21 protein-coding genes are annotated in these 20390 nt (G+C 63.9%); 14 read left to right on the top strand and 7 right to left on the bottom strand.

The window, feature by feature from the left end; genetic code table 11:
• Positions 1-51 precede the first annotated feature (51 nt).
• Together phhA and BG83_RS0113355 are read left to right on the top strand one after the other, a co-directional pair.
• A complete protein-coding gene (gene phhA / locus BG83_RS0113360) occupies positions 52-996 on the top strand; it encodes a phenylalanine 4-monooxygenase (protein WP_024977200.1) in 945 nt (314 codons plus the stop codon).
• Positions 997-1057: 61 nt separating this feature from the next.
• Complete coding sequence (locus BG83_RS0113355; protein WP_024977199.1) at positions 1058-1372, top strand: 4a-hydroxytetrahydrobiopterin dehydratase; 315 nt, start codon at positions 1058-1060, stop codon at positions 1370-1372.
• Positions 1373-1391: 19 nt separating this feature from the next.
• Here BG83_RS0113355 and BG83_RS0113350 read toward each other — a convergent pair whose 3' ends face one another.
• Positions 1392-1619: a DUF3717 domain-containing protein gene (locus tag BG83_RS0113350; protein WP_024973951.1), complete on the bottom strand. Its 228-nt coding sequence runs from the start codon at positions 1617-1619 to the stop codon at positions 1392-1394.
• A gap of 76 nt (positions 1620-1695) precedes the next feature.
• Between BG83_RS0113350 and BG83_RS0113345 the strand changes: the two genes are divergently transcribed.
• Positions 1696-2406, top strand: a complete 711-nt coding sequence (locus BG83_RS0113345; RefSeq protein WP_024977198.1) for a response regulator transcription factor — start codon at positions 1696-1698, stop codon at positions 2404-2406.
• A gap of 9 nt (positions 2407-2415) precedes the next feature.
• Positions 2416-4092, top strand: coding sequence for a sensor histidine kinase (locus BG83_RS0113340; RefSeq protein WP_024977197.1), 1677 nt, complete (start codon positions 2416-2418; stop codon positions 4090-4092).
• Positions 4093-4108: 16 nt separating this feature from the next.
• Here the strand turns inward: BG83_RS0113340 and BG83_RS0113335 are convergent, their stop codons facing one another.
• Positions 4109-4648, bottom strand: coding sequence for an SET domain-containing protein (locus BG83_RS0113335; RefSeq protein WP_024977196.1), 540 nt, complete (start codon positions 4646-4648; stop codon positions 4109-4111).
• A 633-nt stretch (positions 4649-5281) separates the two neighbouring features.
• On the opposite strand from BG83_RS0113335, the gene BG83_RS0113330 reads away from it, so the two are divergent.
• The 4 genes from BG83_RS0113330 (at position 5282) to BG83_RS0113315 (ending at position 8571) form a co-directional block, all read left to right on the top strand.
• Entirely contained in the window at positions 5282-5560 is a 279-nt protein-coding gene (locus BG83_RS0113330) for an HU family DNA-binding protein (protein WP_004628548.1), read from the top strand.
• A gap of 144 nt (positions 5561-5704) precedes the next feature.
• Complete coding sequence (locus tag BG83_RS0113325) at positions 5705-6652, top strand: DUF2272 domain-containing protein (protein ID WP_024977195.1); 948 nt, start codon at positions 5705-5707, stop codon at positions 6650-6652.
• A 112-nt stretch (positions 6653-6764) separates the two neighbouring features.
• Positions 6765-7589, top strand: a complete 825-nt coding sequence (locus tag BG83_RS0113320; RefSeq protein WP_024977194.1) for a class II aldolase/adducin family protein — start codon at positions 6765-6767, stop codon at positions 7587-7589.
• Between the two features lie 4 nt (positions 7590-7593).
• On the top strand, positions 7594-8571 hold the full coding sequence (locus BG83_RS0113315) for a 2-dehydropantoate 2-reductase (RefSeq protein ID WP_024977193.1): 978 nt from the start codon (positions 7594-7596) through the stop codon (positions 8569-8571).
• A gap of 13 nt (positions 8572-8584) precedes the next feature.
• Here the strand turns inward: BG83_RS0113315 and BG83_RS0113310 are convergent, their stop codons facing one another.
• The gene (locus tag BG83_RS0113310) at positions 8585-9388 is read right to left on the bottom strand and encodes a tetratricopeptide repeat protein (protein ID WP_024977192.1); all 804 of its coding nucleotides are present in this window, start codon (positions 9386-9388) and stop codon (positions 8585-8587) included.
• A 12-nt stretch (positions 9389-9400) separates the two neighbouring features.
• The gene (locus BG83_RS0113305; RefSeq protein ID WP_024977191.1) at positions 9401-11467 is read right to left on the bottom strand and encodes a bifunctional 2',3'-cyclic-nucleotide 2'-phosphodiesterase/3'-nucleotidase; all 2067 of its coding nucleotides are present in this window, start codon (positions 11465-11467) and stop codon (positions 9401-9403) included.
• Between the two features lie 337 nt (positions 11468-11804).
• On the opposite strand from BG83_RS0113305, the gene minC reads away from it, so the two are divergent.
• Genes minC through minE form a run of 3 tightly spaced genes read left to right on the top strand, consistent with a single transcriptional unit; the run spans position 11805 to position 13719 of the window.
• Entirely contained in the window at positions 11805-12584 is a 780-nt protein-coding gene (gene minC / locus BG83_RS0113300; RefSeq protein WP_024977190.1) for a septum site-determining protein MinC, read from the top strand.
• Positions 12585-12628: 44 nt separating this feature from the next.
• Positions 12629-13450 carry a septum site-determining protein MinD gene (gene minD, locus BG83_RS0113295; RefSeq protein WP_012436754.1) on the top strand — a complete coding sequence of 274 codons (822 nt, stop codon included), beginning with the start codon at positions 12629-12631 and terminating at the stop codon, positions 13448-13450.
• Between the two features lie 14 nt (positions 13451-13464).
• Entirely contained in the window at positions 13465-13719 is a 255-nt protein-coding gene (gene minE, locus BG83_RS0113290) for a cell division topological specificity factor MinE (protein WP_024977189.1), read from the top strand.
• 7 nt (positions 13720-13726) lie between these two features.
• Here minE and BG83_RS0113285 read toward each other — a convergent pair whose 3' ends face one another.
• Complete coding sequence (locus BG83_RS0113285) at positions 13727-14959, bottom strand: citrate synthase family protein (protein ID WP_024977188.1); 1233 nt, start codon at positions 14957-14959, stop codon at positions 13727-13729.
• Positions 14960-15066: 107 nt separating this feature from the next.
• Between BG83_RS0113285 and BG83_RS0113280 the strand changes: the two genes are divergently transcribed.
• Entirely contained in the window at positions 15067-16500 is a 1434-nt protein-coding gene (locus tag BG83_RS0113280; RefSeq protein ID WP_024977187.1) for a CoA transferase, read from the top strand.
• A 60-nt stretch (positions 16501-16560) separates the two neighbouring features.
• Positions 16561-17418, top strand: a complete 858-nt coding sequence (locus tag BG83_RS0113275) for a 23S rRNA (adenine(2030)-N(6))-methyltransferase RlmJ (RefSeq protein WP_024977186.1) — start codon at positions 16561-16563, stop codon at positions 17416-17418.
• Between the two features lie 27 nt (positions 17419-17445).
• Here BG83_RS0113275 and BG83_RS27810 read toward each other — a convergent pair whose 3' ends face one another.
• On the bottom strand, positions 17446-18525 hold the full coding sequence (locus BG83_RS27810) for a hypothetical protein (RefSeq protein ID WP_051541486.1): 1080 nt from the start codon (positions 18523-18525) through the stop codon (positions 17446-17448).
• A gap of 351 nt (positions 18526-18876) precedes the next feature.
• Here BG83_RS27810 and ppk2 point away from each other — a divergent pair, with 351 nt between their 5' ends.
• A complete protein-coding gene (ppk2, locus tag BG83_RS0113265) occupies positions 18877-19779 on the top strand; it encodes a polyphosphate kinase 2 (RefSeq protein WP_037031853.1) in 903 nt (300 codons plus the stop codon).
• 144 nt (positions 19780-19923) lie between these two features.
• On the opposite strand, the gene BG83_RS0113260 is transcribed toward ppk2, so the two are convergent.
• Complete coding sequence (locus BG83_RS0113260) at positions 19924-20211, bottom strand: acylphosphatase (RefSeq protein ID WP_024977184.1); 288 nt, start codon at positions 20209-20211, stop codon at positions 19924-19926.
• Positions 20212-20390: the final 179 nt, after the last annotated feature.

Below are 20390 nucleotides of genomic sequence, written 5' to 3'. Positions count from 1 at the left end.
GGCGCGCCCATACACTGGCCGGACTCTGATTGCACAAGATCGACATTACAAATGGCCATGGCAACCACCGCCCCCGACGCAGCCCAAAACGCCGCCCCGGCCGGCTTCAACGGCACCCTGACCGACAAGCTGCGCGAGCAATTCGCAGAAGGCCTCGATGGCCAGACGCTACGCGCCGACTTCACCATGCAACAACCGGTGCACCGCTACACCGCCGCCGATCATGCAACGTGGCGCACGCTGTACGATCGCCAGGAAGCGCTGCTGCCGGGCCGTGTGTGCGATGAATTCCTGCAAGGCCTGTCGACGCTGGGCATGAGCCGCGATGCCGTGCCGTCATTCGACCAGCTCAACGAGACGCTGATGCGCGCCACCGGCTGGCAGATCGTTGCTGTGCCGGGCCTGGTGCCCGACGAAGTGTTTTTCGATCACCTGGCCAACCGCCGTTTCCCCGCAAGCTGGTGGATGCGCCGCCCCGATCAGCTCGATTACCTGCAAGAGCCGGATTGCTTTCACGATATCTTCGGCCACGTGCCGCTGCTGATTAACCCGGTCTTTGCCGACTACATGGAAGCCTACGGCAAGGGTGGCCTGAAGGCCGCTCGCCTGGGCCAGCTCGACATGCTCGCGCGCCTGTACTGGTACACGGTGGAGTTCGGCCTGATCCGCACACCGGCTGGTCTGCGCATCTACGGTGCGGGCATCGTGTCGAGCAAGAGTGAATCGGTGTACGCACTGGATTCGGCCAGCCCGAACCGCATCGGCTTTGACGTGCGCCGCATCATGCGCACGCGCTACCGGATCGACACGTTCCAGAAGACCTACTTCACCATCGACAGCTTCGAACAGTTGTTCGATGCCACGCGCCCGGACTTCACGCCGCTGTATGAAGAACTCGCTGCGCTGCCGACCATTGGCGCGGGTGATGTGGTGGATGGCGATGTGGTGCTGAACGTCGGCAACCGCGAAGGTTGGGCAGACACTGCGGACATCTGATGGCAGATAGTCGAGCGCTGACTATACTGCGCGCATTCAAGACCGAACTCCGCACCCCATCATGATGCCGACCCTGAACGAAGACCAACGCAAGGCCCTCTTTGCCGAACTGCCCGGCTGGACGCTACAGAGCGAGCGCGACGCCATCCAGAAGACCTTCACCTTTGCCGACTTCAACGCCGCGTTCGGCTTCATGACGCGCGTGGCGATCAAGGCCGAGCAGATGAATCACCATCCGGAGTGGTTCAACGTGTGGAATCGGGTGGACATCACCTTGTCCACACATGACGCGAACGGGCTCACGCACCGTGATGCAGATCTCGCGCGCTTTATCGAGCAGGCCGCGAAAGGCACGAGCGCCACCGGCGCAAAGTAACGACCAGCAATGCTGGCGTTCAGCCCTGTGTGGCTGCGCGCCACGCCTCATAAGCTGCCCGCGCCTTGTCGCCCAATTGCTCAGGGGCGATGCGGGTGGCGCCTTGTACAATCATCAGCGCATACGGCTTGGCCAGCGCCGACGCCTCGGCACACAGCCGCAGTTCCTCGCCTTCGGCGGGCGAACGGGCACGCCAGAAATTGATGGCGGCCTCCAGATCGGTGATGGTGAGCAGGGCATCGGTCATCCGCGCATTGTAGCGCTGCCAAATCACGCCGATCGCCCCTTTTTGCCTTTTCCGCCCCGCACTCTGGATCGAGTCAATGCGCATCCTGCTGATTGAAGATGACCGTGCCATCGCCAGCGGCATCCATGCCGGACTCACACAAGCCGGGCATCGCGTACATGTCGTGCACGACGGCGTCTTTGCCACTGAACAACTCGCCAGGCAGACACACGATCTGGTGATCCTCGATCTTGGGCTGCCCGGTATCGATGGCATGACGTTGCTGTCGCAGTTTCGGGCACGCGATCGCGTGACGCCCGTGCTGATCCTGACGGCACGCGACGGTCTGCTCGACAAGGTGAACGGCCTGAACGCCGGTGCCGACGATTACCTGCTCAAGCCGTTCGAGATGCTCGAACTGGTGGCCCGCGTGGGCGCATTGCTGCGCCGTCGCAACGATTCAACCGAACCCGCCGCACGCCCTGACGTCCTTGTCGGACGGCTTCGCATGAGCGGCGTGGAACGGCGCATCTTTGTCGATGCCGCGCCGCTGGAACTGTCGCCGCGCGAATTTGCCGTGCTGGAGTTGCTGATGCTGCGCCAGGGGCGGGTCGTCAGCAAGGTGCAGTTGCAGGACCACCTTGCCAGCTTCGGGCACGCCATCGGCGAGGCCAGTCATGATGTGGTGGGCGATACGGCCATCGAAGTCTATGTGCACCGCGTACGCCGCAAGATCGAGCATTCCGAGGCGGAGATCGTCACGGTGCGCGGCTTCGGTTACCTGTTGCAGGCACGCGCCCCGGCGTAGTCCTGGCCCATGTTCAAGCGCCACCGCCCTGCCTCGTCGTCGGCTTCATCAGCTCCGGCCAAGGGTGCTGGCAACGGTGCCATCAGCCTGCGCCTGCATCTGTTGCGTGCGCTGGCAACACCGCTGTTTGGTTTGATCGTCGGTACCGGCGCGCTGTCGTATTGGCTGGCGGCTCACTACACCGCCCAGGTGTTCGATCGCGCATTGGTGGGCGTGGCCAACACGCTGGCCGAACAGTTGCGCATCGCTGGCCCGAACGTGCCGGCGGCCAAACTCTACGACATCGCCCTCACAGCACAGACGCTCGTACAGAACAGCGGCGAAGACCGCATCTACTGGCGCATTTCCGGTCCCACAGGCACGCTGGTCGGGCGCGACACGCCGCTGGGCTATGGTTCGGGCCAGGTCCGCATTGGCGAAGCACGCGTGTTCTATAGCTGGATCGACGGCAAACAGGTGCGCGCCGTGCATCTGCTCGTTCCGGGCGTGAGTGCTGAGGTGCCCAGACCTCGCTCGCCGCGCCAGCCTGTGCCGCCCGAACCTGAAGACGACGTCACGCGCCCAGCGCTTGCGCCAACGCAGGCGCAGACGGCACCGGCACTCAACCCATCCAATCCGCCCGACACCATGAAGGCCGAAGACGGCATCGTCGTGGAAGTCGCGGAGCTGCTGGACCATCGCGATACGGCCGCCAAGGAAGTGCTGCTGTCGGTATCGATTCCGTTGATCTTGCTGTTGGCAATCGGGGGGCTGATCCTCTCCCTCGTGCTCAAGGAAGAACTGCAGCCGTTGCAGACGCTGGCCGACACGCTCAACAAGCAAAGCGCACGATCGGTGACGCCGCTGCCCGCAGAATCGGCGGAACGCGTGCCCGCCGAACTGCAGCCGCTCATCAATGCGATGAACGCGCTGCTGGCCCGGCTGCGCGACGCACTGGAAGCGCAGCGTACCTTTATCGCAGACGCTGCACATCAACTTCGCACGCCGCTTACCGCGTTGAAGCTGCATGCCGATCGCGCAGTCGATGCAAAGACGTTGGACGATGCCCGCCCTGCACTGCTGGAGCTGCAATCAGGTGCCAACCGCGCCGTGCGCCTGTCCAACCAGTTGTTGACGCTGGCGCGTGCCGAGCCAGGCATGACGCTCGATCAGCTGGGCCCGCCGATGCGGGTCGATCTCGTCGCGCTGGCGTTCGATACCGGCGCCGAGTGGGTGCCGCGCGCCCTCGCGCGGGGGCTGGATCTGGGCTTTGAGGCCTGGCCGCAAGAAGCCACGTCGCCGGGTTCCTTGCAGGCGCCGGTGCTGGCCAACGCGGTGCTGCTGCGCGAGGCCATCAACAACCTGCTCGACAACGCGATCAAATACGTGCCGGCCGGCGGACGCGTGACCTTGCGCGCAGGTATGGAGGCAGACGCTGCATCCCAGTGGTGGGGTGTGGTGAGTGTGGAAGACAATGGCCCGGGCATTCCACCCGAGCGGCGCGGTGAAGTTTTCCAGCGCTTCTTCCGTGGGGATGCGGACCACCGCCCCGGACAACCGCAAGGTAGCGGCCTGGGCCTGGCCATCGTGCACGACATCGTACGTCTGCATGGCGGCACCGTCGCCATTGACGATGCGACTGCACGTGATGGCAGCCGCGTGATGCGCTTCGTGTTGCGCCTGCCGCTGGCAAGCGAATCCGTCTGAACGACCGACCTTCGGCTTACTTCTTCTTGCGCTTCTCGGGCGGTGCCAGCATCGTGCCGCGGCACTTCTTCGCGCCGCAGCGGCACGCAAACTGTTCCTTCAGTGCCTTGGTCTGGCGGCCTTCGATGACGAGGCCGTAGTCGTAGAACAGTTCTTCGCCGGGTTCGATGTCGCGCAGCGCGTGAATGAACACGTGGCCATCCTTTTCTCGCGCCTCGCAGTTCGGCTTGCAGGCGTGGTTGATCCAGCGCGCGCGGTTGCCACCAAACTTGGCGTCGATCACGCTGCCGTCTTCCAGGCTGAAGTAGAACGTGTGATTCGGGTCGGAAGGGTCATGCGGATGGCGGCGCAGTGCCTCCTTCCACGTGATGTGCTCACCCTTGTATTCGATGATCTTCTTGCCGCGTGCAATGGCCACCACGGCATACACACCGCGCCCGTGCACGCCGGATTCGCGCACCTCGATGCGATCGCGGCGGCGCAGTTTGGCCGGAGCTTCCGGCGTGGGCGAGGACTCAGCCAGAGCCGGCGTGGCATCAGGAGACGTGCGTGTCATGAGGAAATGGCGCAGTAAAGCGAAACAAGAACGTCGATCAACGAAGCCGTGAGCCTACACCAAAAGCATGGCTTCTCGACACGTGCCGCAACCTCATGTCGTCCTGCCAATGTGGATAACCCGGCCTGCAACTGTGGATAACTACCGGCAAAGCCTGTTGGCTGTCTGTGGCTGCCCTGTCGACGGTGTGGGCACAACTGATGGGGTTCCCAGCCGGGGGGTCGGAAAAATCAGCAAGCTATCCACGCGAGGACACACACCGTACCCTCGGTTTTGCTTGCAACAAGTGCTTGAACATAAAGCGCTTTTTCCACTTATCCACAGAAACTATCCACCGTTATCTACTACTACTATCTGTATACATAAGAAAAAAGGTAAACCAACCAATCGACTTGCGTCGAACCTATCAGCGAGCAGACAGCCAACCGCAAATCAGAACATCGCGCGTTAGCATTCATGTGATTGGATCGCCTCGCAACGTAGAGCCCATGCGGTTTTGCGGAACCCACATGCCACGCGCCGTTACAAAGCTCAAGTGCCGACGCTGTTCGCATGCCGGTATCATGTCGCCCTTGGAGCCATCCCCCGGACGCTCTGTTGTGTGTTTTATCTACTCTTGAAGGGAGTCAAGCAATGACGAAAACCGAACTGATCGACGCCATCGCCAGCGGCGTAGACGGTCTGACCAAGGCCAAGGCCGAGCAGGCACTGAACGTGACGCTGCAAGCCATCATGGAATCCGTTGGCAAGGGCGATGCGGTCAGCCTCATCGGCTTTGGTACCTTCAGCCAAGGCGAGCGTGCCGAGCGTATGGCCCGCAACCCGCGCACCGGCGAAGAAATCAAGGTCGAAGCGGCCAAGACGGTCAAGTTCAAGGCCGGCCAGAAGTTCAAGGACGCTGTCAACGCCTAAGGCAATGACAACCCTCGGCGTGACCAGCCGGTCTGGTTAGCGCCAACGACGTGGCATGCCATTGCATGCGTGAATCGACCGCAGCATTGGCGTACCACGTCGGAAGGCCTGTCTCCCCGTCAGGCCATCCCTTCCCCCTCTTCCATGTCCCGCCCTTTCCTGCGCAATTCGCTCACTCTGCGCATTGCCCTACCAATCGTTCTGATCGCACCGGTCCTCTGGTTTGCCGGTTGCGCGACACCGCCTGCGCGTCCGCAAGCCGAACCGCTGCCTGACAACGAAGTCGTGCAGACTCGGCCAGGTGCCACGCCACGCGAAAAGATGATCGAGATTGCCCTGACCGAATGGGATCGGTGGGGGCGCCAGGTGGTGCGCGTGGGGCGTGACGATACGTATTGCGTCGCAGGCGGCGGGTTTCCCGACCAGCCGCAGGGCCGCTGGCTGACGGCCGACGACCCCACCCCTGCCCCGTCCGATGAAGAAAGCGGCACCGACATGCCGTTGCCCAACGCAGCTGCCACGTCTGCGGTACCGCCCCCTGCGCCTTGCCTGCGCTATCCGGACGGCACGGGCGGTGAAGCCACCGCACGGGGTTGCATGCTGGCCAAGCGCTATTGGGGCATCGTCGGCAAGACACCGACTTGTCAGCAGTTGACCACCGGCGGCTGGGCGTGGTCTGCGGTGTTCCTCTCTTGGATCATGCGCAAGGCTGGCTTGCAGAACGATCAATTCCTGACCGGCGCCACGCATGCGGAATACGTGACCGACGCGCGCGATCATCTGCTCAAGCATCCCGCCTTCGTCCTTGAACGCACACCCGCCGTGCCGCATCCGGGCGACCTCATCTGCACCGCGCGCGGCGCCGATCGCTTCATGACGGATCCGGCGGAGATCCAGGCCGGCAGAACCCCCATGCACTGCGATCTCGTCGTCGAGGTGGACCCGGTGCGCCATGAGGTGAAATCGATTGGCGGCAACGTGCAGCAATCCGCCTCGATGAGCATCACCGAGTTGAACGACGCCAACCAGCTCGATCCGTACACCAATTCGGTCATGCAGTGGCTGGTGATCCTGCGCAACCAATTGCCCTAGCAGGCAGCGGATGTAACGTGGTTTGACGTCCGGCACAAATTCATTAACATGTGAATAAATTTGGCGCCGGCAACCCGACCGGCGCATGGCCCCTGCGATCAGGAGACAGGTCATGACGGTGCTTTCGCTTTCACCCGATTCCCATCCGGATATCCAGGCCCATCGTCCGGCCTGGTGCGGCCCACGCGAATGGGCCGCGCGCGTGAAGCTGGCGGCGTGCTACCGCATCTTTGCGCAGCTCGGCTGGACCGAACTCATCTATAACCACATCACGCTGCGCCTGCAGCCGGAAGACGGTGTGAACGACGATGAAGGTCCGCACTTTCTCATCAATCCGTTTGGCCTAACGTATGCCGAGGTTTGCGCGTCAAACCTCGTGAAGATCGACCTGCAGGGCAACGTGCGGCGCGCGGCAGGTCAGCCGGACTGGCCGGTCAACCCGGCGGGCTTTACCGTGCATGCCGCTATTCATGCCGGCATCCCGGGGGCGCACTGTGTGATGCACACCCACACCACTGCCGGCATGGCCGTGGCATGCGCGCGCGATGGTCTGTCGATCAGCAACTTCTACGCGGCGCAACTGCACGGCAAGGTGGCGTATCACGACTTCGAAGGCATCACCGTGCATGCCGATGAAGGGCCGCGCCTGGTGAGGAACATCGGCGACAAGCCTGCGGTGATCTTGCGCAACCACGGGCTGCTGGCCTGGGGCGATTCGATTGCGCGGGCGTTTGCGGTGCTGTGGCTGCTCAACCGCGCATGCGAGATCCAGCTCGCTTCCACATCGATGGGCCCGGTGCTGGAGATTCCCGAAGCGGTGGCGCGCAACTGCACGCGCGATTCGCTGCAGTTCAACCCGAACTTTGGCGCAGGTGAAGACGTGTTCGCGGCACTGACCCGTACCATCGACCGCATCGATCCTTCCTACCGAACCTGATCACATGACACGTATTTGCATCGTGGGCGCCGGCGCTGTCGGCGGCTATCTTGGCGCGAAGCTCGCGCTGGCAGATCAACCGATCAATGTACTGACACGGGGGGCGACGCTTCAGGCATTGCATGCTGAAGGACTGCGCCTGACCGAAGACGGCAACACGCGATCTGCGTCCGTGCACGCGAGTGACGACGCGCACGCGTTCGGTGTGCAGGACGTCGTGATCGTTGCCGTGAAAGCCCCTGCCATGGAAAGCGTGGCACAAGGCATTGCCCCGCTCATCGGCCCCGAGACCTGTGTGGTGGTAGCGATGAACGGCGTGCCATGGTGGTTCTTTGATCGACACGGGCCGCTGGAAGGTCTGCGACTTCAATCGGTGGATCCACACGGTCGCATCGCGCAGGCGATTCCAACGAAGAACGTGCTGGGTTGCGTGGTGCATCTGACGTGTTCAATGTCGGCACCAGGACACGTGCGTCATGGTTTCGGCAAGCGATTGATTCTCGGCGAACCCGCAGGTGGTGCCACACCGCGTTTGGACACGGTCAGCAAGTTGTTCGAGTGCGCGGGCTTGCAGATCGAACGCAGCGAAGCCATCCAACGCGACATCTGGTTCAAGCTGTGGGGCAACATGACGATGAACCCGGTGTCGGTGCTCACGGGCGCGACGTGCGACCGCATTCTTGATGATCCGCTGGTCAGTGCGTTTTGCCTGGGCGTCATGGAAGAGGCCAAAGCAATCGGCGCACGCATCGGTTGTCCGATTGAGCAGAGCGGCGAAGAACGCAGCGCGGTGACGCGTCAACTCGGCGCGTTCAAGACGTCGATGCTGCAGGATGCCGAAGCCGGACGCGGCCCGCTGGAGATCGATGCGCTGGTGGCATCGGTGCGGGAGATCGGCCAGCACGTGGGTGTGCCGACGCAGCAGATTGACGCCCTGCTGGGTCTGGTGCGCCTGCACGCTCAGACCCGCGGGCTTTACTAAAGGAACTGCTGTATTACGGCGCGAGCGCTGGATGCTTCAGCGCATGTGCCGTTTCGATCCACTGCTGGTGATACGCCGCATCGTCGCGCTTGAGACCCAGTTCGCCGTTCTGATACGCCATCGCCAAGGCTTGCACGGCCTCTGGCAATTCGTGCTCAGCGGCATCCTGGTACAACGCCAGCGCGCGGGCTTCGTCGCGCGGCACGCCATCGCCTTCACGGTAGGCGTTGGCCAACATGAACATTGCTGCCGGAATCTCGTGGCGGGCAGCGCGATCAAACCAGTGCGCAGCCTGTGCGGTGTCGATGGCCGTGCCGTAGCCGCTGCGATACATCACGCCCAAGTAGTACGCGGCTGCCGCGTCGCCCTTGTCAGCGGATTGACGCAGCAGGCGCAGCGCGCGCGGATAGTCTCGTTCAACGCCGCTCGTGCCGAGCAGCAGCGCCTTACCCAGTGACAACTGCGCACGCGCATCGCTCGGTGCAGCGGTTTCGAGCCAGCGCATCCCTTCGTTACGCAAGGCACTGTCGTGCGCGCTGAGCAACGCTTGGCCCAATGCCGACTGCGCCGGCACCGAGCCGCTGCGTGCGAGCTGACGCAACTGCTGCAGCGCCTCGGGCTCCATCGCTTGCACGACCATCGCGCGCCACGATTCCAGCTGCGTAGCATCCACGGCCGGTGCCTGGCGTGCGTGCGACAGCCAGCCGCCAGCCGTTACGATGATCGCCAGGGCCGCAGCCACCGTGAGCATCGGCACCGACTGGCGCGGAGATTCCATCGCCGATGCACCCGCCCATGCGGAACGAAGAGATGGCATGGCGTGGCCCTCTTACTGCGTCAGGTCGATCTGGTACACCGCGAGGCCCTTGCCCGAGCCGTCATCCGCGGCCACCTGCGTGACGTTGGTGATGCCGGCGGCCGTAGCGCTGGCCAGCTTGTTGGGCGCAGACGTGAACTGCACCTGCGCCACCGAGCTGGCCAGCTTCGTAAAGCGCCAGCTACGCTGCGAACCGTTCGTCGCACGCTTCACGCTGCCGATCTTCTTGATGTAGCTGATCAGCACGTCGCGGTTGGCATCCGGCGAGGCATAGATCGTCTTGCTGCCGTCCAGGCCCGGGAAGTTGCCGCCACCGCTTGCACGGTAGTTGTTGGTCGCCACGATGAACTGCGCCGCCGGGTCGAGTGCCACGCCCTTGTACATGAGGTTCTTGATGCGGCTGCCCACGGGCTGCGTGACATCAATCTCATACGTCAGGTCCGGCGTGGTGAACATGTCGAAGTTGTAGCCAGGGAACGTGCTCACCAGCTTCTGCACCGTCGCTTGCGTCGGGTCGATGGTATTGAAGCGCTTGGCGGCCGTCTCCAGCCAGTTCTTGATGTCGGAGCCTGCCACCTTCACTGCGTAGACCGTGTTCGGATACAGGTACAGGTCAGCCGCGTTGTTGATCGCCAGCGGGCCAGCCGCCACGTCAGTGAAATCGGTACCGCCACCGAAACCGCTCTTGAACGGTGCGCTTACCGACAGCACCGGCAGCGACGCGTATTGCGGCAGGTTCGCCTGAACGTACGCCGACACGTAATCGGCCTGCGCCTGGTTGACGATCTCGATCGCGCCCGGGTCACCCACATCGGCAAAGTACGTGCTCATGTTGAAGTCGGTGCTGCCCACCGGCGTCTTCACGTAGTTGATCGTCGCCTGGTGTTCGGTGGCAATGGCTGCGGAAACAGTCGGGTCGGCTGCCACGTACGTCTTGTCCGCGTTCTGGATCGAGCGCGCCTCCACCGTGGTCTGCGTCTTGTCGACGGCCCAGTTCGTGCCGTTGAACGTCAGCCCAAGCTTGATTACACCCAGGTGCTTGCCCCAGTAGTTCGCCATCACGGTCGGCACACCGTTCACAGTGCCGGCCACCTTGTCGACACCCGGCAGGTTGAACTGGCTGACCGTGCTCTTGGCATCGGGGAACAGCTGGTGCGAATGGCCGATCAGCATGGCATCAATGCCCGGCACGGTCGACAGCCACCAGCTGCCGTTCTCCATCGTCGGCGAATACGTCGAGTTATCTAGCCCGCCGTGCGAAATCGCGACCACCAGGTCAGCACCCTTCGCGCGCATCTCGGGGATGTACTTGGCAGCAGTTTCCTTGATGCCGACCGTATAGACCTTGCCGTCGAGCCAGCGCTTGTCCCAGCTCGTGATCGTGGGCGGCGTAAAGCTGATGATGCCGACCTTGACCGGCGCGCTGACGGTGCTGCCGTCGGGCGCCGTGGCAGTCACCGTCTTGGTGATGATCGTGTACGGCTGGAACAGCGGCGCATTCGTCTTCGCGCTCACGACGTTGGCCAGCACTTGCGGGAAGTTCGGGCCAGCGCATTTCTTCTGCGTGGCCGGATCGGGCAGGCCATCGACGTTGAACGTGTTGCCAGTCACCTGCGACAGATACGGCAGGCCGTAGTTGAACTCGTGGTTACCGATACCGCCGCCGTCGTACTTGGCCGCGTTCATCACCTTGTAGATCGCCAGCGTCTGGTCGCACGTGACCGGGCTCACCATGGCCTGGTAGTCCGACAGCGCGGTGCCCTGGATGGTGTCACCGTTGTCCAGCAGCAGCGTGTTCGGGAATTGCGTGCGCGCTTGGTTGATGAGCGTTGCCACGCGCTCGAAGCCGAGCGAGTTGTCGGCCGCGAGCTTGAAATAGTCGTACGACAGCACGTTGGTGTGCAGGTCGGTGGTTTCCAACACGGCCAGCGTGGCTTTGGTACCTGCGGGGGCAGTGCTGGCGGCAGGCGTGGCGTTGCCGTTGGAAGGCGTATCGCCGCCGCCGCCACAGGCAGCCAACGATATCGACAAGAAAACAGCAAGCGGCAACGCCGCAGAACACAACGGTCGGACTCGCATGAACTTCTCCCTGAAGTTTATTTTTTGGTATGCGAACTACGGACTGCGAACTGCTGATGAAGCGAATGACGCGCGGGCGCGCACGCAGAATCGGAGGGAACCGTTTGCGCAACGCGATAGGACAACGGACTGGACCGGGGGGCTCAGAAGCGGAGAAGTATCGAAAGCGTGCATGACGATGCTGTGACCATCGCATGACATTTGCGCGTGGCGCCGGCAGTGTTGAGAACGGCGCCGGCTGCGGGTCTCAACCGGATGGCGGAGCGGCGGGGCCAAAAAATCCAAGGCGTTTCGTCAACAACGTTAGAATGAGCCCATTTTTCCGCGTAGCCGTTCTATGTCCCAGAAGAAAGCGCCGCTGTTCGAGATCCGCAGCGGCACCGTCGATGCCCTGCTGCTGTCGCCGCGCACCGCCGACATGGACGCCTTGGCCGCCGAACTCACGCGACGCTTTGCCGACACGCCCGAGTTTTTCTCCAACGACGTGATCGCCATCGACGTGCGCCGTCTGGCTGAAGACGAGCGCCTGCCGATCGACCGTTTGGTGGAGACCCTGACCGCGCTGCGTGCCCGCGCGATCGGCGTGGTTGCCAGTCCCGAGCAGGCCGAGTGGGCGCAGGCCTTTGGCCTGCCGCTGCTCGACAGCCATGGCCGCCGTCCGCGCGGCGAGAAAGACGCCAAGGACAACGGCGAAGGCCAGGACGCCCCCGAGCACGCCCAGGCTGCCGAAGCGCCTGCCCCCGCCCCTGCTGTTCCCCCCGTCGATGCCGTGGCCATGCAGCCCGGCACGATGATCGTCGATCGCCCCTTGCGCTCCGGCCAGCGCATTTATGCGCGCGGCGACCTCGTCGTGCTCGACTTGGTGAGTGACGGCGCCGAGGTGATCGCCGAAGGCAACATCTATGTCTATGCCTCGCTGCGCGGTCGCGCGCTGGCGGGCGTGAAGGGCAACCTGGATGCGCGCATCTTCTGCACGTGTCTGGAGCCGCAACTGATTTCCATCGCCGGCATCTACCGCACCGGCGAAACCCCGTGGCCCGACGCCTACGCCAGCAAGCCTGCGCAGGTCCGGCTCGCGGACAACACGCTGGTTTTCGAACCGTTGCGGATGAAGTGACGCACCCCGTGCGCCGAGCGATTTAACTTTTCGATATACGAGCCATGACCAAGATCATCGTAGTCACCTCCGGCAAGGGCGGCGTCGGCAAGACGACCACCAGTGCGGCGTTCTCTGCCGGCCTTGCGCTGCGCGGTCACAAGACCGCCGTCATCGACTTCGACGTCGGCCTGCGCAACCTCGACCTCATCATGGGCTGCGAGCGCCGCGTTGTGTATGACCTGATCAACGTGATCCACGGTGAGGCCAACCTGAACCAGGCCCTCATCAAGGACAAGAAGTGCGAGAACCTGTTCATCCTCCCCGCCTCGCAAACGCGCGACAAGGATGCACTCACGCGTGAAGGCGTCGAGAAGGTGATCGAAGGCCTGAAGGAAATGGGCTTCGAATACATCGTCTGCGATTCGCCGGCCGGTATCGAATCGGGCGCGCTGATGGCGATGTACTTTGCCGATGAGGCCATCGTCGTGACGAACCCGGAAGTGTCTTCGGTGCGCGATTCGGATCGCATCCTGGGCATCTTGTCGTCCAAGTCGCGCCGCGCGGTGGAAGGCAAGGAACCGATCAAGGAACACCTGCTGCTCACGCGCTACAACCCGAAGCGCGTGTCCGAAGGTGAAATGCTGTCGCTCACCGACATTCAGGAAATCCTGCGCATCAAGCTGATCGGCGTGATTCCGGAATCGGAAGCGGTGCTGCAGGCGTCCAACCAGGGCACACCCGCCATCCACATCGAAGGCTCCGACGTAGCGAACGCCTATCATGACGTGATCGACCGCTTCCTGGGCAAAGAGAAAGAACTGCGCTACGTCGAATACAACAAGCCGGGCTTCCTGCAGCGCCTGTTCGGCGGCAGCGGTAAATAAGGAGACGCACATTCATGTCGATTCTGTCTTTCCTGCTGGGCGAGAAGAAGAAGACTGCGACCGTCGCCAAGGAACGTCTGCAGATCATCCTCGCCCATGAACGTACCGCCAGCGGTGCGCCTGCCGACTACCTGCCCGCGCTGCAACGCGAGCTGGTGGCCGTGATTTCGAAGTACGTGAAGATCGGCAACGACGACATCAAGGTCAATCTCGAGCGCCAGGACAACCTGGAAGTGCTTGAGGTGAAGATCGAGATTCCGCAAGCCTGATCGCGCGTCAGCGCACACGAATGATGCGGCCCGCCGGTGCACCCGGCGCGGCCGGCATCGGCCCCACATAGGCGGCTCTCGGGCGGATCAACTGCCCCGCCGCGCGCTGCTCCAGCGCGTGCGCAATCCAGCCTGCCGTACGCCCCGCTGCAAACAGGCCAAAGCCTGAACCTTCCGGCAGCCCGAGCACACGCCGGGTGGCCACCAGCGCAAAATCCACCGATGGCCCATCGCCGGTCAGCCCGGCCACGGCATCAATCACCGATTGCAGCCGCTTGCGCACCCTGCCGGCCTTCGGCAACTGCGCCAGGATTGCGTCGGCGCGCGGGTCGGCCTTGCGATACAGCGGGTGGCCAAAGCCGGGCAGCGCATCGCCGCGATCAAGCCGACGACGCAATGCCGTTGCCACGGAGCGCTCCCCTTCCAGCTCGCTCAGCAATGCCTCCACGCGCGCCGTGGTGCCGCCATGCCTGCCACCGGTGAGCGCAGCCAGGCCCGCGCTGACCACGGCGCCCAGGCTGGCGCCGGTCGATGCAACAACGCGCGCCGCAAAGCTTGAGGCATTGAGTTCGTGATCTGCGCAGAGCACCAATGCGACGCGGATGGCCTCAGCAGCGTGCGCGTCAACGTTCCATGCCTGCTGGCATTGCAGATGCACGGGCGCGGTGTCGGGCTTGCGGCCGAGCATGGCGGCAAACACCACGCGCAAGAGTGCGCCGGCATCGCGCGCCGTGCGTGCGGAATCCTGTCGCCACGCGGCCTCGTCCAGCGCCGGCAAGGCAAGCGCGCACAGCGCCATGCAGCGTTGGCGGATGTCCGCGTCTGCCAACGACGTGAGCGCTGCGTACCAGCGCTTCGGCAACACCGGCGCGGGCGTGTTGAAGGCCAGCGCTTCTTCGCATTGCCACAGCCGCGCCGCAACGGTCTCTAGCGTGGCGCGTTCGGCTAATTCCAAAGCGGGCGTACCGCGATAGAACAACTGCCCGTGATCGATCAGCGTGATGGCCGATTCCATCACCGGCAGGCCCCAGTCCAGCGCGTGGCGGACCACCTGGCGCGGGCGCCGTCCGCCGGAACGCTGATCGGCCAGGCGGGTGACATCGGCTTCGCGGTAGCGGCTGCCGCGTCCATCGGGCGACGGGTATGCCGCCAGCAGCCCGCGGCTCACATAGGCGTACAGCGTGGGGCGCGAGATATGCAGGCGCGCGGCGGCTTCGGCGGCATTCAGGTAGGTCGTCATCCGGCCGGATGAAGTGGACGGCAATCGAGGTTGATCAGTCTAGTCAATGTTGACGCTATCGGCGGTGCGGGACTGTAATGGGCGCACCTTCCCTGCGGAGCCCCGCCATGCCGTCACCCGTTGCTGATGTGGTCGATCCTTCCATGCAGACTGTCAGCCCCGCCGGCGCACTCAGCCAGTTATGGACGGTGCTCGGCCAGCCGCCCGACGCGCTGTCGCGCGCAACGTTGACGGGCGCGGAGCCGGCGCTGCCGTCGTCGTTTGCCGTGGGCACGCTCGCGCAGAGCACCATCGCTGCGGCTGCGCTCGCGGCAGCGCAGGTCGACACGTTGCGCAGCGGGCGGCAGCAGACCGTGTCGGTCGACATGCATCACGCCGCGCTGGAATTTCGCTCCGAGCGCTACTTCCGTCTCGATGGCCAGTTGCCGCCCGAACCGTGGGACAAGATCGCCGGGCTCTACCGCTGCGGCGATGGCCGCTGGGTGCGTCTGCACACCAACTTTGCGCATCACCGTGACGGCGTGCTGAAGTTGCTCGGCTGCGCGTATGACCGGGCGGCCGTGGCCGCTGCGCTGAACCAATGGAAGGCCGAAGCGTTTGAAGAAGCGGCAGCGCAGGCGGGCATGGTCGTGACCGCCGCGCGCACGTTTGAAGCGTGGGACGCACACCCGCAAGGCATTGCCGTGGCGCGCCAACCGCTGATGACGATCGAACGCATTGGCGATGCGCCACCGCAGCCCCTGCCCGCGCATGCCGACGGCCGTCCGCTCTCGGGCGTGCGCGTGCTCGATCTCACGCGCGTGATTGCCGGCCCCGTCTGTGGCCGCACGCTGGCCGCGCACGGGGCCGATGTGCTGCTTGTCACGGCGCCGCATCTGCCCGCCGTTCCGCCGCTGGTGATCGATACCGGGCGCGGCAAGCGCTCCGCGCAGCTCGACTTGCGCGAAGCGGCGAGTGGCGAGCAACTCCGCACGCTGCTGCGCGACGCCGATATCTTCGTCCAGGGCTATCGGCCCGGTGGCTTGGCGGCGTTGCAGTTTGGCCCCGAGCAGGTTGCAGCACTGCGCCCGGGCATCGTCTACGTGAGCCTGTGCGCATACGGCTATGACGGCCCCTGGGCCAATCGCCGAGGCTTCGATTCGCTTGTGCAGACCGCCAGCGGCTTCAACTGGGCGGAAGCGCAGGCAGCCGGTGATGCCAAGCCGCGCCCGCTACCCGCACAGGCGCTGGACCACGGCGCGGGTTACCTGATGGCCGCCGGCGCCATGACCGCTCTTTCGCGCCGCATGATCGAGGGCGGAAGCTGGCACGTGCGTGTGTCGCTCGCGCAGACGGCGCAATGGCTGCGCAGCTTCGGCCGTATGGCCAACGGCTTTGATGCGGCCGACCCGCGCTATGAAGACATCGGCGCTTACCTGGAAACGTCGCCCTCCGGCTTCGGCACGCTCACCGCGCTGCGCCACGCGGGGCAGCTATCCGAGACGCCGCCGCACTGGACGCTCCCCAGCGTGCCGCTGGGGACGCATCCCGCGCGGTGGTAGCATTCGCGCCTACCGTTTTCTCCGCCCGCGCCTGATACTCCGGGCGCACATGGTCCGCCGATGCTCAGTTACCGTCACGCCTTCCACGCCGGCAATCACGCCGATGTCCTCAAGCACGCCGTGCTTGTGCAGATGCTCGATTACCTCACGCAGAAGGACAAGCCGTTCTGGTACATCGACACGCACGCCGGCGCCGGCCTCTACGCGCTGGACCACGAATGGGCGCAGAAGAAGGCCGAGTTCGACACCGGTATTGGCCCGCTGTGGCGCGCGGCCCAAGCCGGCGAAACACTGCCGCCGCTGCTCGACGCCTACCTCGACCAGGTGCGCGAACGGAATCCCAACGGTGAACTGAGGCACTACCCGGGCTCGCCGTGGCTGGCGTGGCAAATGCTGCGCGACGCCGATCGCCTGCGCCTGTTCGAGCTGCACAGCTCCGAGATCAAGGTGCTGTCGAACAACTTTCGCGGCGCGGGGCGCAAGGTCATGCTGTACGACGGCGATGGCTTTGCCGGCATCAAGGCGATCCTGCCTCCGCCGCCGCGCCGCGCGCTGGTGCTGATCGATCCGTCGTTCGAAGACAAGCATGATTACGCCCGCACCGTGCAATCGCTGCAGGACAGCCTGCAGCGTTTTGCGACCGGCATGTATGCGGTCTGGTATCCGTTGGTGCAGCGGCGCGAAGCCGCGCAATTTCCCTCGCGCCTGAAGCAGTTGCGACCGGCGGATTGGCTGCACGTCACGCTCACCGTCAGGCATCCGGTCGAGGGTGGCCTGGGCTTGCACGGCAGCGGCATGTTCATCGTCAACCCGCCGTGGACGCTGAAGGCGCAATTGCAGGAAGCCATGCCCACGCTGGTGCGCCTGCTCGGCCAGGACGACGGCGCCAAGTTCATGCTGGAAGGCGAATCGAGCTGAGGCCGCGGCCTCATCTAAGCCATACCCCTAAACATCGTTGGGAGCGGTCTGGGCCGGGTGCGATGCCAATGGGTAGCGCTGCAAATCGACCGCAACGTGGGCGATACGTGCAGCTGCCTTCGAGACTTCTTTCACGCCGCTGGCACCCAAAGTCCGAGCGATTTGGGTTGCGTGAACCTCCTGACGCAACGGCGCCATCCGGCGTTCACCGATGCCTACCCGTTCGGCGGCCTGCTGGACTTGGTCTTCGTGTTTCGGCGCCAGCTTGGCCGGGTCGGGTTCTTGAATCATCTTGTCGACCACGCGTTCGGCAAACTCTTTCGAGATGACCGGGGTGGCCGACCAGACCGAGGATTCATCCGATGGATATCGGAAATCCGGCCCAAGCTTCGCCATCTCTTCGTGAACGTCGGCTTGTATTTGACTGTGCTCCTTGCGCTGGAGCTTTTGCATCTTGGCGTGCGCTTTCGCCCCGCTTCTGCGGTCATAGTGATGCTCGGTTTCTACCGCGTGCTTGTCTTTCGACAAGGCACCGTCAATGGCGAAGATGGCGGGGCCTTTAGCCCACGGGTCCATGACGACGTCATGCGCGCGGTCCGATGTCTTACCCCGCAACTCGGCCCAACCGTGGTCTTTCTTTGTGCTGCCCACGCAATGGACTCTCTCGCCTTTCTGTAATTTGCCGGCATGTAGAAAGGTGGCCACATAGGCGTGCTCACCGCAGTTGCCAGCCTGGGCCGCCAGGGTGCTGGCTGTTACCCTGAGTTTCTGTCCGTAGTGGCGCGGAATCTTCGGCCTTGCGTTACGGCCAGCCTCTGTTCTGATCGTGCTGAGACCGTTGCTGTCATTGATGTCGGCCGTTACATTGCCGCGACCATGCGCCAGCGCTTGACGGGTCTCCATGACGGTTTCATTTCCACGCTTGAGCCGATCGAGCGCCGTGCCTTCCACTGGGCGGCCGTCGACCTGGCGGGCGTGTACATAACCGCCCAGTTGGCACTCGCCGTCGGACAACGCCTTGCGCGTATCGGGCACCAGCGCCTGGATCTCGACCTGCCGCTGGCGAATGCGTTGGGCGTCAAAGTTGGCCAGGCCCTGCAACGTCACCGGTGCGCGGCGTGGCGGGTGCGGCGCTGAATCCACCGGCTGGCCGGTTGAAGTGGAAGCGCGCTCCTCTGCTGTGGGCGTCGGGCGGAAGCAGCTTAGGATCGATTGCAACGGACGTGGCATGGGCGGCTCCTGTGACCCGCCAGATACGCAGCGGCGCAGGCAGATTACGGCCGATGTGGCGCGCGACGGCGCAGCCGGGCGAAAACCTGGCGCAATGGGCGAAGCAATGCCATGTCACTGCCCTGCCACATGCCCGTGCTACCTAGACGGGCTTAGACTTGCACTGCGCTGCCCATGCGCAGCGCCCCCTCTCGGCAATATCTGCAAGATCGGCAGGAGCAACACACCATGAGCGAACGCGACGCAGCCCGCCAGGCGCGCCTGCAGGAAGACCTCCTCGACACGCTTGACGAAGAGCTGGAGATGGAAATCGACGACCACCTGCTCGGCGGCGGCGAAGGCATCGACGACGAAGCCCGCGAAACGCGGCGCATGTACTTTCGCGAGCTATTCCGCCTGCAGGGCGAGCTCGTCAAGCTGCAGGACTGGGTGATCGAGACCGGCCACCGGCTGGTGGTGATCTTCGAAGGGCGTGATGCCGCCGGCAAGGGTGGCGCCATCAAGCGCATCACGCAGCGGCTGAACCCGCGGGTGTGCCGTGTGGCCGCGCTGCCGGCTCCCACCAACCGCGAACGCACGCAGTGGTACTTCCAGCGCTACGTGGCGCACCTGCCCGCCGCTGGCGAGATCGTCCTGTTCGACCGCAGCTGGTACAACCGTGCCGGCGTTGAACGCGTGATGGGTTTCTGCACCGACGAGGAATACGACGAATTCTTCCGTTCCGTGCCCGAGTTCGAAAAGATGCTCGCGCGCTCGGGCATCCAGATCGTCAAGTACTGGTTCTCGGTGACGGACGAAGAGCAGGAAGTGCGATTCCAGAGCCGTATCAACGATCCGCTCAAGCAGTGGAAGCTGAGCCCGATGGACCTGGAAAGCCGCCGCCGCTGGGAAGCCTATACGCGCGCCAAGGAAGCGATGCTCGAGCGCTCGCACATTCCCGAATCGCCCTGGTGGGTGGTGCTGGCGGACGACAAGAAGCGCGCGCGCCTGAATTGCATCCACCACTTGCTTGGCCAGGTGCCTTACCACCCGGTGCCGCATTCGCCGGTGTTGCTGCCGGAGCGGGTGCACCACGAGGAGTACATCCGCCACCCGGTGCCGGAAGACATGATCGTACCGAACGTGTATTGATCTGCCGACAACGCCATCCGCAAAAGAAAGGGCGGCCTGCGCGGTCGCCCTTTTTGTTTTAATGCGCGCGTTCAGTTGCTTGGAAGACCGCTGCGCTGCGCATAGCGGTTTCGTGTCGAATCCGTGTCCGCTGATCGCCGAGAATTACACCGTCGGGCGGATCTCAAAGCCGGGGACGGGCGCCTCATGCTCGCCCGCGACCACGTCCAGCTGCGTGACTTGGGCGCTGTCGGGCCCCTCCCACATCCATTCACGCATGCTCAGCACATTGGCCTCGGGACCGGCCAGGAACGCCTCGACCGCCCCATCCCGGCGATTGCGTACCCAGCCACGCAGACCGAGCAGGCGGGCACGGTCGGCACAGGCCGCGCGGTAGCCGACGCCCTGCACGCGGCCCTGTACGGTAACGATCACTTGCGCAATGGCGGACATGGCGACCTCCGAAGCGAACCCGCAGGTGATGTGTTGGATAAAACATGACAAACCGGCGCTGTCGTATCTCTGTCACATTTCTGGAATGTGACGTCGTCAGACTGACAACCGTGCAGCGGGCTCTGACGTTACGCAAGGTAAACTAGGCGGCTTGCCGCCGGGTGCCAAGCAACGCTTGC

The organism is Ralstonia pickettii, from assembly GCF_000607165.1.
Classification (GTDB): Bacteria; Pseudomonadota; Gammaproteobacteria; order Burkholderiales; family Burkholderiaceae; genus Ralstonia; species Ralstonia holmesii.
Note: the sequence above shows the minus strand (reverse complement) of the source record. Positions and strands in the feature narration are given on the sequence as shown.